Origin of the sequence: Peptococcus simiae (assembly GCF_046097595.1) — a bacterium.
Classification (GTDB): Bacteria; Bacillota; Peptococcia; order Peptococcales; family Peptococcaceae; genus Peptococcus; species Peptococcus simiae.
This window is the reverse complement of record NZ_JBJUVG010000001.1, coordinates 162,707-176,133: the sequence shown is the minus strand read 5'-3', so window position 1 is coordinate 176,133 and position 13,427 is coordinate 162,707. Positions and strand designations below refer to the sequence as shown.

At 54.4% G+C, this 13,427-nt stretch carries 10 protein-coding genes and 5 tRNA genes; 1 reads left to right on the top strand and 14 read right to left on the bottom strand.

Annotation, left to right across the window (positions count from 1 at the left end):
* Positions 1-136: 136 nt before the first annotated feature.
* From tuf to ACKQTC_RS00505, 9 genes are all read right to left on the bottom strand, one after another.
* Positions 137-1,327, bottom strand: a complete 1,191-nt coding sequence (tuf, locus tag ACKQTC_RS00545; protein ID WP_408976497.1) for an elongation factor Tu — start codon at positions 1,325-1,327, stop codon at positions 137-139.
* A gap of 106 nt (positions 1,328-1,433) precedes the next feature.
* Positions 1,434-1,865 carry a hypothetical protein gene (locus ACKQTC_RS00540; protein ID WP_408976496.1) on the bottom strand — a complete coding sequence of 144 codons (432 nt, stop codon included), beginning with the start codon at positions 1,863-1,865 and terminating at the stop codon, positions 1,434-1,436.
* A 139-nt stretch (positions 1,866-2,004) separates the two neighbouring features.
* Complete coding sequence (uvrA, locus tag ACKQTC_RS00535) at positions 2,005-4,839, bottom strand: excinuclease ABC subunit UvrA (protein ID WP_408976495.1); 2,835 nt, start codon at positions 4,837-4,839, stop codon at positions 2,005-2,007.
* Between the two features lie 26 nt (positions 4,840-4,865).
* Positions 4,866-6,842 carry an excinuclease ABC subunit UvrB gene (uvrB, locus tag ACKQTC_RS00530; protein ID WP_408976494.1) on the bottom strand — a complete coding sequence of 659 codons (1,977 nt, stop codon included), beginning with the start codon at positions 6,840-6,842 and terminating at the stop codon, positions 4,866-4,868.
* Between the two features lie 153 nt (positions 6,843-6,995).
* Positions 6,996-7,592 (bottom strand): PepSY domain-containing protein, encoded by a 597-nt coding sequence (locus ACKQTC_RS00525; RefSeq protein ID WP_408976493.1) that lies wholly within the window; start codon positions 7,590-7,592, stop codon positions 6,996-6,998.
* Positions 7,593-7,729: 137 nt separating this feature from the next.
* Positions 7,730-7,803 (bottom strand) — tRNA-Met (locus ACKQTC_RS00520).
* A gap of 5 nt (positions 7,804-7,808) precedes the next feature.
* A tRNA-Thr gene (locus ACKQTC_RS00515) sits at positions 7,809-7,881 on the bottom strand.
* An 8-nt stretch (positions 7,882-7,889) separates the two neighbouring features.
* Positions 7,890-7,962 (bottom strand) — tRNA-Met (locus ACKQTC_RS00510).
* Positions 7,963-7,971: 9 nt separating this feature from the next.
* Positions 7,972-8,053: transfer RNA gene (locus tag ACKQTC_RS00505), tRNA-Tyr, on the bottom strand.
* Positions 8,054-8,243: 190 nt separating this feature from the next.
* Between ACKQTC_RS00505 and ACKQTC_RS00500 the strand changes: the two genes are divergently transcribed.
* Positions 8,244-8,316: transfer RNA gene (locus ACKQTC_RS00500), tRNA-Lys, on the top strand.
* Positions 8,317-8,579: 263 nt separating this feature from the next.
* Here ACKQTC_RS00500 and ACKQTC_RS00495 read toward each other — a convergent pair.
* From ACKQTC_RS00495 to murJ, 5 genes are all read right to left on the bottom strand, one after another.
* Positions 8,580-8,849 carry a type II toxin-antitoxin system RelE family toxin gene (locus ACKQTC_RS00495; RefSeq protein WP_408976492.1) on the bottom strand — a complete coding sequence of 90 codons (270 nt, stop codon included), beginning with the start codon at positions 8,847-8,849 and terminating at the stop codon, positions 8,580-8,582.
* Positions 8,846-9,070 (bottom strand): type II toxin-antitoxin system RelB family antitoxin, encoded by a 225-nt coding sequence (gene relB, locus ACKQTC_RS00490; RefSeq protein ID WP_408976491.1) that lies wholly within the window; start codon positions 9,068-9,070, stop codon positions 8,846-8,848. The genes ACKQTC_RS00495 and relB overlap by 4 nt, the downstream gene beginning before the upstream one ends.
* 138 nt (positions 9,071-9,208) lie before the next feature.
* Positions 9,209-9,931, bottom strand: coding sequence for an amidohydrolase family protein (locus tag ACKQTC_RS00485; protein ID WP_408976490.1), 723 nt, complete (start codon positions 9,929-9,931; stop codon positions 9,209-9,211).
* A 97-nt stretch (positions 9,932-10,028) separates the two neighbouring features.
* Positions 10,029-11,831 (bottom strand): translation elongation factor 4, encoded by a 1,803-nt coding sequence (gene lepA / locus ACKQTC_RS00480; protein WP_408976489.1) that lies wholly within the window; start codon positions 11,829-11,831, stop codon positions 10,029-10,031.
* A gap of 20 nt (positions 11,832-11,851) precedes the next feature.
* The gene (gene murJ, locus ACKQTC_RS00475) at positions 11,852-13,426 is read right to left on the bottom strand and encodes a murein biosynthesis integral membrane protein MurJ (RefSeq protein WP_408976488.1); all 1,575 of its coding nucleotides are present in this window, start codon (positions 13,424-13,426) and stop codon (positions 11,852-11,854) included.
* Position 13,427: the final 1 nt, after the last annotated feature.

Below are 13,427 nucleotides of genomic sequence, written 5' to 3'. Positions count from 1 at the left end.
TGGAGAGGCGGCACCGGGGCGGCATGGTATATTAAGCCGGCCTTCTTTAGGCAAAAAGAAGGGCCGGCCCCCCGGAGGGCGACCGGCTGATAAGAAAAGAGAGCAGGGCCAGGGGCCTTGCTCTCTTGGGTTGAACTTACTTGTCGATTTTAGATACAACGCCGGCGCCTACGGTGTGGCCACCTTCGCGGATAGCGAAACGGAGGCCTTCTTCCATGGCGATGGGGCTGATGAGTTCCACTGCCATTTTGACGTTGTCGCCGGGCATGACCATTTCGGTGCCTTCGGGCAGTTCGATGACGCCGGTGACGTCGGTGGTGCGGAAGTAGAATTGGGGACGGTAGCCGTCGAAGAAGGGCTTATGACGGCCGCCTTCTTCTTTGGTCAGGACGTAGACTTCACATTCGAATTTGGTGTGGGGGGTGATGGTGCCGGGTTTGGCTAATACTTGCCCACGTTCGATTTGGTCTTTGTCGATACCACGGAGAAGGGCGCCGATGTTGTCGCCGGCTTCTGCGTAGTCGAGTTGTTTACGGAACATTTCTACGCCGGTGCAGACGGTTTTCTTGGTTTCTTCGGTGATACCGACGATTTCTAATTCGTCGCCGATTTTCAGTTCACCACGTTCTACACGACCGGTGGCTACGGTACCACGACCGGTGATGGAGAAAACGTCTTCGACGGGCATGAGGAAGGGTTTGTCTTTGTCACGTTCCGGGGTCGGGATGTAGTCGTCTACGGCTTGCATGAGTTCTTTGATGTTTTCTGCCCAGGGACCGCTCGGGTCTTGGAGGGCTTGGTAGCCGCTGCCGCGAATGACGGGGATGTCGTCGCCGGGGAAGTCGTATTCGCTTAAGAGTTCGCGGATTTCCATTTCGACGAGTTCGAGCAGTTCTTCGTCGTCTACGAGGTCGCATTTGTTCATGAATACGACGATGTAGGGAACGCCTACCTGGCGGGCCAGGAGGATGTGTTCACGGGTCTGCGGCATGGGGCCGTCGGCTGCGGATACAACCAGGATGGCGCCGTCCATTTGGGCTGCGCCGGTGATCATGTTTTTAACATAGTCGGCGTGGCCCGGGCAGTCAACGTGGGCGTAGTGACGAGCGTCGGTTTCGTATTCTACGTGGGAGGTGTTGATGGTAATACCACGTTCACGTTCTTCCGGGGCTTTGTCGATTTCGTCGAATTTGTTGGCTTTGGCTTTACCTTCTTGAGCCAGGACTGCGGTGATGGCTGCAGTGGTGGTGGTTTTACCATGGTCAACGTGACCGATGGTACCAATGTTAACGTGCGGTTTTGTACGTTCAAATTTTTCTTTTGCCATGCATGTGCCTCCTAAAAGAGATTCAAATTTTTACAATAATGATTAGTTTCATTCTATAGCCTTATGCCCGTCTTGTCAATTATTCTAGCCGATGGAAAAGGGCTAACTAGCCCTCTTTCACCGCTTGGGACCGACTGTTGTACCGGTCTTCGATAATCCGCAAATAGGACTTAAGGTTGTTCTGGATGTTTTCCACCCGGGTGATGTCACCGGTCATATCTTTACGTGGGTCAAGACGGGCCAAGCGGTTTGCCATAATTTCTAGGGACTGGATGCAAAAGGCGGTGTTTGCAAAGAGCGGGGTAAAGTCCTGGGCATTTTTGAGCGCTTGGATTAATTGGTCCATCGCTTGACAGGCCTGGTCATGCAGAGGGCCAAACCCACTGAGTTCGCCGGCAAAGATAGACCTTTTCTGAAAGCGGTGGGCAAAAATATCCAGGTAGCCCCCTTGGAGGGTGGTCCGCAGGTAATGCAATAAATCCTCCAATGCTTTATCGCATTCCTCACCATAAACCAGTGCTGTCATCAGATCTGCCATTCGTCTCACCTCAATGAGCTTAGAGTATTAGTTTATTTTATCCTATATATAATTATAGTCGATATATTTAATTAAGCAAGTATGACTTAGTGGTTTATAAAAAAGCCCCGGTTTTCCGGGGCTTTCAGCTTATATATTTTTACCAACCCCGGTCTAAGATTGGCCGGAGGAAGAGGCCGGTATAGCTTTTTTTACTTTGGGCTACCTTTTCCGGCGTCCCGGTAGCGACCACGCGGCCACCGCCAGACCCGCCTTCCGGGCCCAGGTCGATGAGGTGATCGGCGCACTTGATGACGTCCAGGTTGTGCTCGATGACGATGACGGTTTCGCCGCCATCGACCAGGCGGTTTAGGACGTCCAGGAGTTTTTTAATATCTGCGGCGTGGAGGCCGGTGGTCGGCTCGTCTAGGATGTAGACGGTTTTACCGGTAGGCCTTTTGGACAGCTCGGTGGCGAGTTTGACCCGCTGGGCCTCGCCACCGGACAGGGTGGTGGCCGGCTGGCCCAGGCGGACGTAGCCCAGGCCGACATCGACAATGGTCTGAAGCTTACCGGCAATCCGGGGGATATTTTCGAAGAAGGCCAGGGCCTCTTCGGCGGTCATCTCCAGGACATCGGCAATGGTCTTGCCCCGGTAGTGGACTTCCAGGGTTTCCCGGTTGTAGCGTTTGCCATGACAGACTTCGCAGGGGACGTAGACGTCCGGGAGGAAGTGCATCTCTATCTTGATGATCCCGTCACCCCGGCAGGCTTCACAGCGGCCGCCCTTGACGTTGAAGCTGAAACGACCGGGCTTATAGCCGCGGATCTGGGCTTCTTTGGTATCGGCAAAGAGCTGGCGGATGGCGTCAAAGACGCCGGTATAGGTGGCCGGGTTGGACCGGGGGGTCCGGCCAATGGGGCTTTGGTCAATATTGATAACCTTATCGACCTGGTCCAGGCCTTCCAGGGTCTTGTAGGCACCAGGGCGGGCCTTGGACTGGGTGTAGAGGTGTTTTTCCAGGGCCTTGTCCAGGATTTCATTGACCAGGGTGGACTTGCCGCTGCCGGAGACCCCAGTCACACAGGTCAGGACGCCCAGGGGGAAGCTGACGTCAATATTGCGCAAGTTGTTTTCCTTGGCCCCCCGGACCTTCAGATGCCGGTCCGGGTCTACCGGCCGGCGGCTGGAAGGGACAGGGATGCACTCCTTACCGGATAAAAAGCGGCCGGTGATGGATGCCTCATTAGCCATAACCTCTTCCGGGCTGCCGCTGGCGACAATCTGCCCGCCGTGTTCGCCGGCACCGGGACCGACATCCACCAGGAAGTCGGCAGCCCGCATGGTTTCGTCATCATGTTCGACAACGATGAGGGTATTGCCCAGGTCAGTCAGATGGCGGAGGGTTTCAATGAGCCGCTCATTGTCCCGCTGGTGGAGGCCAATGGAGGGTTCGTCTAAGATATAGAGGACGCCCACCAGGCCGGACCCAATCTGGGTGGCCAGGCGGATCCGCTGGGCCTCCCCGCCGGAGAGGGTCCCGGCCATCCGGTCCAGGGTCAGGTAATTCAGGCCAACGTTGACCAGGAAGCGAAGCCGGTCAATGATTTCTTTGACGATGAGCCGGGCAATGTAGGCCTCCCGCTCATCCAGGTCCAGGTTTTCAAAAAAGGCCAGACCCTCAGCAATATTAAAGGCGGTGGCTTCCGCAATATTTTTGCCGCCAACGGTCACCGCCAGGGCTTCAGGCCGGAGCCGGTGACCATGGCAGTGGGTGCAGGTTTTAGAAATCATATAGGATTCGATTTCCTGCTGAACATAGTCGCTCGTGCTATTTTTATAGCGCCGGTCCAAGTTGGGAATGAGGCCCTCAAAGGGCTTCCGGTAGGTCTTCTTCTCCTTAAAAAGGTTGGTATAGGTGAAGCGGAGGTCCGGATGGTCGCCCCCATAGAGGATGAAGTCCCGTGCCTTTTTCGGCAACTTTTTCCAGGGGGTATCCCTATCAATATTTTCCAGCTTGGCGACCGCTTCGAGCATTTTCGGATAGAAGTCTGAGGCGGACCCCTTCCGCCAGGGCTTTAAGACCCCTTCGGCCAGGGTCATGGCGGGGTCATCGACGATGAGGTCCGGGTCCAGGGCTCGGGTGGCCCCCAGGCCGTCACAATGGGGGCAGGCCCCCAGGGGGTTGTTAAAGGAAAAGAGTTGGGGGCTGATTTCCGGCATGGAAATATGGCAGTCGGCACAGGCAAAATGCTCGCTAAAGCGGAGAATTTCCCCGTCGGCATCGACCCAGACCTCCCCTTCGGCAATCTCCAAGGCGGCCTGGAGGGACCCGGCCAGCCGGCTTTCCACATCCGGCCGGACCTTGATCCGGTCGATGACCACCTGGAGGTCATGCCGCTTGTTTTTCGCCAGTTGGATATCCTCGGCCAGGTCATACTGGTCGCCGTCAATCCGAACCCGGATATAGCCGGCTTCCCGAAATTGGTCCAGGAGGCGCTTGAATTCGCCCTTCCGGTTTTGGACGGCCGGGGCCAGGATTTGGAGCCGGGTCCCTTCGGGCAGGGCCATGATCTGGTCCACCATCTGGTCGACGGTCTGCCGGCTAATGGGCTTGCCACAGGAGGGGCAATGGGCATGGCCGACCCGGGCAAAGAGGAGCCGGAAGTAGTCGTAAATTTCCGTTACCGTCCCGACGGTGGACCGGGGATTCCGACTGGTGGTTTTCTGGTCAATGGAAATGGCCGGGGACAGGCCGGAAATATCGTCAACATCCGGCTTATCCATCTGGCCCAGGAACATCCGGGCATAGGATGATAGGGATTCCACATACCGCCGCTGCCCTTCGGCATAAATGGTATCAAAGGCCAGGGATGACTTGCCGGACCCGGACAAGCCGGTGACGACGATCAATTTTTCCCTGGGAATATCCAGGTCAATGTTTTTTAAATTATTCACGCGGGCGCCGCGGATTTTGATATAGTCTTGGGCCATAGGTCCTCCATTCTCTATTGCCGGCTTTACTGGCCACCGGCTTTAATACGGCGAATTTCATCACGCAATTCGGCCGCAATTTCAAATTCTAAGTTCTTGGCCGCTTCTTTCATGGTTTTTTCCAGGATTTGCAGGTGCTGTTTGCGACCTTTTCGGTCGAGGGGCACCTCTTTCAAAAGATAGGCAGACTCCTCTTCGGCGACCTTTTCGGTTGCCCGGATATCGTCAGCTACCCGCTTGCGGATGGTTTCCGGGGTAATGCCATGGGCTTCGTTATAGGCCATCTGGATCTGCCGGCGGCGGTTGGTTTCGTCAATGGTCCGCTGCATGGACCCGGTGATGTGGTCAGCATACATGATGACTTGGCCGTTAGCATTCCGGGCGGCCCGGCCAACGGTCTGGATCATGGACCGCTCACTCCGGAGGAAGCCCTCCTTATCAGCATCCAGGATGGCCACCAGGGAAACTTCCGGCAGGTCCAGGCCTTCCCGGAGGAGGTTAATGCCGACTAGGACGTCAAATTCGCCGAGCCGGAGGTCCCGGAGGATTTCCATCCGCTCCAGGGTCTTGACTTCACTGTGGAGGTAACGGACCGGAATACCGGCATTGGCCAGGTAATCGGTCAGGTCCTCGGCCATCCGCTTGGTCAGGGTGGTGACCAGGACCCGTTCATTCCGGTCCATGCGGAGGCGGCACTCATCCATGAGATCATCGATTTGCCCGGTAATGGGGCGGACTTCAATGGGCGGGTCCAAGAGGCCCGTCGGTCGGATAATCTGCTCTACCGTTTGCAGGGCGTGTTCTTCTTCATAGGGGCCCGGGGTCGCACTGACGTAAACCGTCTGCCGGACCCGGTCTTCAAATTCATCAAAGGTCAGGGGCCGGTTGTCCAGGGCGGAGGGCAGGCGGAAACCATGGTTGACCAGGTTTTCCTTCCGGGACCGGTCACCGGCGTACATGCCGCCAATCTGGGGCACGGCCACGTGGCTTTCATCAATAAAGGTAATAAAGTCTTCCGGGAAGAAGTCCAGGAGGGTATAGGGGGTTGACCCCGGGGCCCGGCCGGCTAGGGGCCGGGAGTAGTTTTCCACCCCGGAGCAATAGCCCAGCTCCCGGAGCATTTCCAGGTCATACCGGGTCCGCTCCCCGATCCGCTGGGCCTCGATAAGCTTACCCTCTCCTTCAAATTTGGCAATCTGCTCGCGCATTTCCGCTTCAATATTAGCAATGGCGGTCTCTAAATAATCCGGCGAGGTCACATAGTGGGTATTGGGGTAAATGGCCACGTGCTTGCGAACGCCGAGGGTCTTGCCGGTGAGGGCTTCGACCTCGGTGATCCGGTCCACTTCATCGCCAAAAAATTCCACCCGGATGCTCTTCTCACTGGATGAGGCCGGGAAAATATCGACCACATCACCCCGGACCCGGAAGGTCCCCCGCTTGAAGTCAATATCGTTCCGTTCAAACTGGATTTCCACCAGGCGGCGGAGGATATCATCCCGGTCCACCTCCTGGCCTACCCGGAGGTTCACGACCTGGTCCTTGTAGAAGTCCGGGGACCCTAAGCCGTAAATACAGGACACCGAGGCCACAATGATGACATCCCGACGTTCCAGGAGGGCAGCGGTGGCACTGTGGCGGAGTTTTTCGATTTCCTCGTTGATTTGGGCATCTTTTTCTATAAAGGTATCCGTCCGGGCCACATAGGCTTCCGGCTGGTAGTAATCGTAGTAACTGACGAAGTATTCGACAGCGTTATTGGGAAAAAAGGCTTTAAACTCGCTATAGAGTTGAGCGGCCAAGGTCTTGTTCGGCTCAAAGATCAGGGCCGGCCGGTTGGCCCGGGCAATGATATTGGCCATGGTAAAGGTCTTCCCACTCCCGGTAACTCCCAGGAGGGTCTGCTTGGGATAGCCCAGGTTTAAGCCCTCCAAGAGGGCATCAATGGCCTGGGGTTGGTCCCCGGTGGGCTTAAAATCACTTACCAGTTGAAAATCAGGCATGGCCTCTCTCCTTTCTGCTCTTGCTCATTCAGAACACGCGTACCCTATATACCCGGCTGGCCTAACTTTTAAGCAAGCCTTAAGCAAGCCAGGAATAAGAAAGAGCGCACCGGAGTGCGCTCTAAGCCTTTTAAGGGGTACAAGGCCGGGAGATTAGGCGTCTTTTTCAATCAGTTCGCCGGTCTCCAGGTTGTAGCTGTATTCCACTTCTTGCTTGTTTTGGTCCTTGGTTTCAACATCTAAAACCCAACGGCCATCATCGTGGGACAGGCTGTAGCTGGTGGCATAAGACCCGTCTCTGTCTTTAATGGCTTCGTCGACAAGGGCGTCAATCTTGGCCAGCATATCCTTACTGATGGCCGGATCGACGGTGGCATCGTCATCGTTGTCCAGGTCATCTTTTACGACGGACAGGTCATTGGCGTCTAAGACGACGTCAACATCTTGACCATCCTTTTCCCCTTCCAGGTCATAGACCAGGCGGCCATTTTCATAAGACAGTTCAAACTGGGTCAGGTCCATGTCGGCATGGAGTTCTTTAAACTTATCAAAGGCGGCCTCTTTATCGGCCTTGGCTTGGGCGATATCCTCTTCAGAGACCTGGGCTGCGGTATTTTTATCGGTTTGCTCTGTTTTGGCTGGGGCAGATCCTTGGTCATCATCAGTAGCCGGTTGTTGGCTGGCCTGGTTCCCGCAAGCTGTTACCAGCAGGGTCAGGGCTAAAACAGGGGCGATCCATCTTTTTTTCATATTAGCTGTCTCCTTTCAATGAGCACTATAAGATAGATACCCATAAAAGATATATTTTAAAACAACTTGTTCTTTACAGGATGTTGACCTGCCCCTATAAACAAAAAAACGCACAGACACTTGTCTGTACGCTTAGATAGCGGCACAGGGACTTGAACCCCGGACACTACGGGTATGAACCGTATGCTCTAGCCAGCTGAGCTATGCCGCCAAAAAAGCTGATATCCGGATTTGAACCGGAGACCTCCACCTTACCAAGGTGGCGCTCTACCTACTGAGCTATATCAGCATAAAAAATTGCGGGGACAGGATTTGAACCTGCGACCTTCGGGTTATGAGCCCGACGAGCTACCAACTGCTCCACCCCGCGGCAATATGATGGAGGGAGAAGGATTCGAACCTTCGAAAGCTGAGCTAACGGATTTACAGTCCGTCCCCTTTGGCCACTCGGGAACCCCTCCACAGGCCGGTTATCCAACCAGCGAAGTACATTATACATACCTTATACAGTTTCGTCAAGAGGAAATTTAATATTTTTCTCAACAACCCTGTATCGGAATTATATTTTAACATAAGTCCAGGTTCTTGTCAAAAGTCTGTGAAGAAATATTGACAGCCCTCCTGAAAAGGCGTATAATACTCAACTGTAGCGGACCATTAGCTCAGCTGGTAGAGCACGCGACTCTTAATCGTGTTGTCCAGGGTTCGATCCCCTGATGGTCCATATAAAGCTTAGCCATTCCCAGGCTTGGGTGGTTAAGCTTTTTTTGTGCAGAAAAACAGCCGGCCCATAAGACCGGCACCGGCTGCCTATCCCCAGGGTACACAAAGGCGTACGGCTCCGGCTTTCTAACTAAGCTATCGTTGATTTTAAATAAATGTCAAAAGCCCACCAATGGCACTTGGTGGGCTTTTTAGTGATTATAATGTATCGTATTTCCTTAAGCCTAGTATATACTTCGGAAGCAATCTTGCAAGATTGGTGATTTATGAACGATAGATATCTTTTCTATGCCCTATTTCCACGACTAAGATGATGAGCTTCTCATCTTCTATTCTGGCAATAATCCGATAGTCACCAATTCTATACCGCCAGTAGTCAGTTAAATGACCTTTTAAAGCCTTACCATGAACCCTTGGTTCTTCAGTATTTTGTAGGTGCTTAGCCAACCACAGGGCAATACGTTTCCTAGTGGTTTTATCTAGTTGACTGAGCTTTTTTTCAGCATTACGGGTAAGGACAAGCTCATAGCTCATACTTGTAACTCTTTTTCAATATCGGAAAAAAGCACAATATCGCTAGGGTTTTCTAGGTAATTTTGGTAGGCCTCATCAGCAACTTGAATGTCCCACTCATCTTCAATCTTCTCAATAACGGTCTGCCGGATAAAATCAGAAACGGACAAACCGAAAAAGCGAGCATAACTTTGAATGAGGTCTTTTTCTTCTGCATTGACTCGTGTGGTTATTGTAGCCATCTACCTCACTCCTTTCATATTACATTGTAACACAAAGAGCAGGTCCACAACAAGAGGAGCAAGCCCAGCTAAGCTATATACGCTTCTAGTCATCCTTGCAAGAGGCTGATAGATAGGCAATTATTTTTTGTGCCAATCTTACAGGCCCATGAATTTTTTGATGTTGTTGTAAAAAACGTCTTCCTGGGCGGCTTCTGACAGGCCACTGTAGCGGACCTTGTCTATTTCCACTTGGGGGGCATGGAAGGGCAGGTCGGTGCCAAAGAAGATCCGGTCATGACCGACCCGGTCATAGGCTTCTTTAATCTTGCTAGGCATGGGCATCCCGCTCATTTCCAGCCAGATGTTGTCATACCGACAGGCCATATCCAGGGCAGCCTGGACGTAAATGCCATGACCATGGCCCATGTGGATCATGACCACCCGGACCTTGGGGTGGCGTTCTGCCAAGAGGGCAATCTGCCAGGGGGTGGCGAAGGGGACGTGGCCGGAATGGATAAAGACCGGTACATCCAGCCGCTCGGCCTCTTCCATGAGGGGGTCTACGCCGGGGTCATCGGCGGCATAGGCATTGAAGAGGGGGTGGAGCTTGATCCCCTTAAAGCCCCGCTTTTCGATATAATGGCGGGCGGCTTCCGGGCCGGCATTCATAGGATGGACCCAGGCCAGGGGAATGAACCGGTCCGGGTACTTGTCTGCAGCGGCAGCTGCTTCATCATTGGTATCAAAGCCGGTGGGACAGATAATGGCTTGTTGAATATGGTATGCATCCATGGTTTTAATGAGATCGGATGGGCCATTGGCGACATTCGCCCAGCCACCGAACTGCCCAACATGGGCATGAGCATCAATAATTTGCATACGAACACCTCCATAGGATTTAGGATAGCGGATAGCGGGGCCCAAAAAAAGCGCCAAATGGCAGGATAAAATACCGACCATTTGGCGCTTTTGCTTTTTAGTCTGTTTCGTTGAGGGAAAGGACGGCCATGAAGGCTTCCTGGGGAATTTCCACGTTCCCCACCTGTTTCATCCGCTTCTTCCCTTCCTTTTGCTTCTCTAAAAGTTTCCGCTTCCGGCTGATATCCCCGCCGTAGCACTTGTCCAAGACGTTTTTCCGCAGGGCCTTGACCGTTTCCCGGGCAATGACCTTGTTGCCGATGGCAGCCTGGATGGGAACTTCAAACTGCTGCCGGGGCAGGAGTTCCTTGAGGCGGGCAGCCAGGGCCCGGCCCCGGTGGTAGGCCTTGTCCTTGTGAACGATACAAGACAGGGCATCGACCACTTCCCCATTGACCAGGACGTCCAGCTTGACCAGTTTACTGGCCTCGTAATCGCCCAGTTCATATTCCAGGGAGGCATAGCCCCGGGTCCGGCTTTTCAACTGGTCAAAGAAGTCAAAGACAATTTCCCCAAGGGGCATATCATAAATGACGGTGGCCCGGGTTTTGCCAGTAAACTGCATATCCTTAAACCGGCCCCGGCGTTCCTGGCCCAGCTCCATAACGGGGCCGACAAAGTCTGAGGGGACCATGACCTGGACCCGGGCAAAGGGTTCTTCGATGTGGTCAATTCGCTGCGGCGAGGGCATGAAGGCCGGGTTATCCACCTCAACCATGCTCCCGTCGGTTAAAAAGACATGGTAGATAACCGAAGGGGCGGTGGTGATAAGCTCCAGGTTATACTCCCGTTCCAGCCGCTCCTGGATGATTTCCATGTGGAGCATGCCCAAGAAGCCGCAGCGGAAGCCAAAGCCCAGGGCCTGGGAGGTTTCCGGTTCGTATTCCAGGGCCGCGTCATTAAGGGAGAGCTTGATGAGAGCTTCCTTTAATTCCGGATACTGTTCATTGTCCACCGGGTAGAGGCCGCAATAGACCATGGGGGTGGCTTTCTGGTAGCCCGGTAGGGGCTCTGCCGCCGGCCGGTCGGTGGTGGTGATGGTATCCCCCACCCGGGTATCGGCCACTTCCTTCATGCTGGCGGCAATATAACCCACTTCCCCGGCAGCCAGGGACTTGACCTTCTTCTCGCCGGGGACGTGGACGCCCAGTTCCGTGACGTCAAAGCTTTTCTTGCCGGCCATCATGGTGATCCGGTCCTTGTCATGGAGGGTCCCTTCCTTGACGCAGACGTAGGCAATCGCCCCCCGGTAGGCGTCATAAAAGGAATCGAAAATCAGGGCCCGGACAGGGGCATTCCGGTCCCCTGCCGGAGCCGGGACCGTCTTGACCACCGCCTCCAGGATATCTTCAATGCCTTCCCCGGTTTTGGCGGAACAAAGGATGGCATCGTCCCCATCTAAGCCGATGACCTCTTCTATTTCTTCCTTGACCCGGTCCGGGTCTGCGGAGGGGAGGTCAATCTTATTGATAACCGGAATGATTTCCAGGTCATGCTCCAAGGCCAGGTAGACATTGGCCAGGGTCTGGGCTTCAATGCCCTGGGCCGCGTCAACAACCAGGAGGGCCCCTTCACAGGCGGCCAGGGACCGGGACACTTCATAGGTAAAGTCCACATGCCCCGGGGTATCAATGAGGTTTAAGATGTACTCTTCCCCATCCTTAGCGGTGTAATTAAGGCGGACCGTCTGAAGCTTGATGGTGATCCCCCGCTCCCGCTCTAAATCCATATTATCTAAAAGTTGGGCTTGCATGTCTCGCTCACTGACCGTTCCCGTGGCTTCCAATAAGCGATCTGCAAGGGTAGATTTGCCATGGTCTATGTGAGCGATTATGCAAAAGTTACGTATCTTTTTTTGCATAAAACTCCTTCCTGAAGCGGCTATAAGCGGAGTTTGCGGCGCAAACTGCCAACCGCCTCTTCCATTTCATCAATCCGTAAAATAAGGGCCATGCCGGTATAGCTGGCCATGCCAATGGTGATGGCCATGCCCAGAACAAGCAGCTGGGCGGCCTTACTGGTCAAGGTCAGGCCGTCTAGGCCAAAGAGGGTCAAACGAACGGCCAAGAGCATGACGGCACTGGCCACCAGGACCTTGACCAGGCTCTGGGCAATGTGCCGGCCGCCAAAGGCGCCGATTTTCTGTCGCAGGACCACAAAGAGTAGGACCATGGCCAGCATCCCGGCAATGGAATAGGCCAGGGCCAGGCCGCGGAAATCCATAGGGCCAACCAGGAGAAAGGACAAGGCGATATTGGTCCCGATAACCACTACATTCATCAGGACCGCCGACCGGGTATCCCGAACGGCGTAAAAGCCCCGGTTTAACATTTGCTGCTGGCTGTAGCCCACAATGCCAATGGCATAAAGGGCCAGGGCCTGGGCGGTAACCACCACATTGTGGTCGGTAAACCGCCCTTGTAGGTAGAGGGCCCGGATGAGGGGTTCACTGACCGCCCACAGGCCCACAGAAGCCGGTACCAGAAGGAAAAAAATCTGGTTAATCCCGGCGGTTAATTGTTTCTTAAAGGCTGCCATTTCCCCGGCAGAGACAGACTCGGCCAGGCGGGGAAAATAAGCCGTAGCGATGGCAATGGCAAAGACCCCGACCGGCAGCTGCATGAGCCGGTTGGCATTATTAAGCAGGGTCACCGTCCCCGGCGCCAACCAACTGCCCAGGTACTGGGTCACGAAAGTATTCAGATAAATGACCGACAGGCCCAAAATCACCGGCAGGGCCAGGCGGAAGAATTCCACCACCCCCGGGTGGCGTAAGTCCAGAACCGGGTAGTAGCGGAAGCCCAGCTTGACCAGGTAGGGCACATGGACAGCGAAGTTTAAAAAGCTCCCGATGACCACCCCGTAGGCAAAGGCCCGGATCCCATATTGGTCCATCAGCTGGAGGCCGATGACGATGATGGCGATATTATACAGGAGGGGCCCGACGGCCGGTGCCGTAAACTGCTGGTGGACATGGCAGATGCCCTGGGCAATCCCTGACAGGCACATGAAAAAGCTCTGGATGAGCATGACCCGGGTCAGGTAAATGGTCAGTGCCTGGGTTTCGACCGCATAGCCGGGGCTGATAAAGTGGAGGACCACCCAGGGGGCCGCCAGGTATAAAAGGCCAATGCCCACCGTGACGGCAACCAGGACAAAGTTTAAGATGGTCGAGGCCACCTTCCAGGCCTCTTCGTCTTCGCCCTTGGTAAAGTAACCCGACAAGACGGGGATAAAAGCGGTACTGAAGGCACCGCCAATTAAAATCAGGTACAGGACATCCGGAATAAGGAAGGCGGCCTTATAAGCATCGGTCAGCGGCCCCTGGCCGAAAACCGTGGTGAGGACAATTTCGCGCACATATCCCAGCACGCGGGAGGCGGCGCTCATCAGGATTAGAAAGCCTGCAATCTGTCCCAAAGACCGGCGCTTCAGGCCACCTTTAAAAAGGCCCATA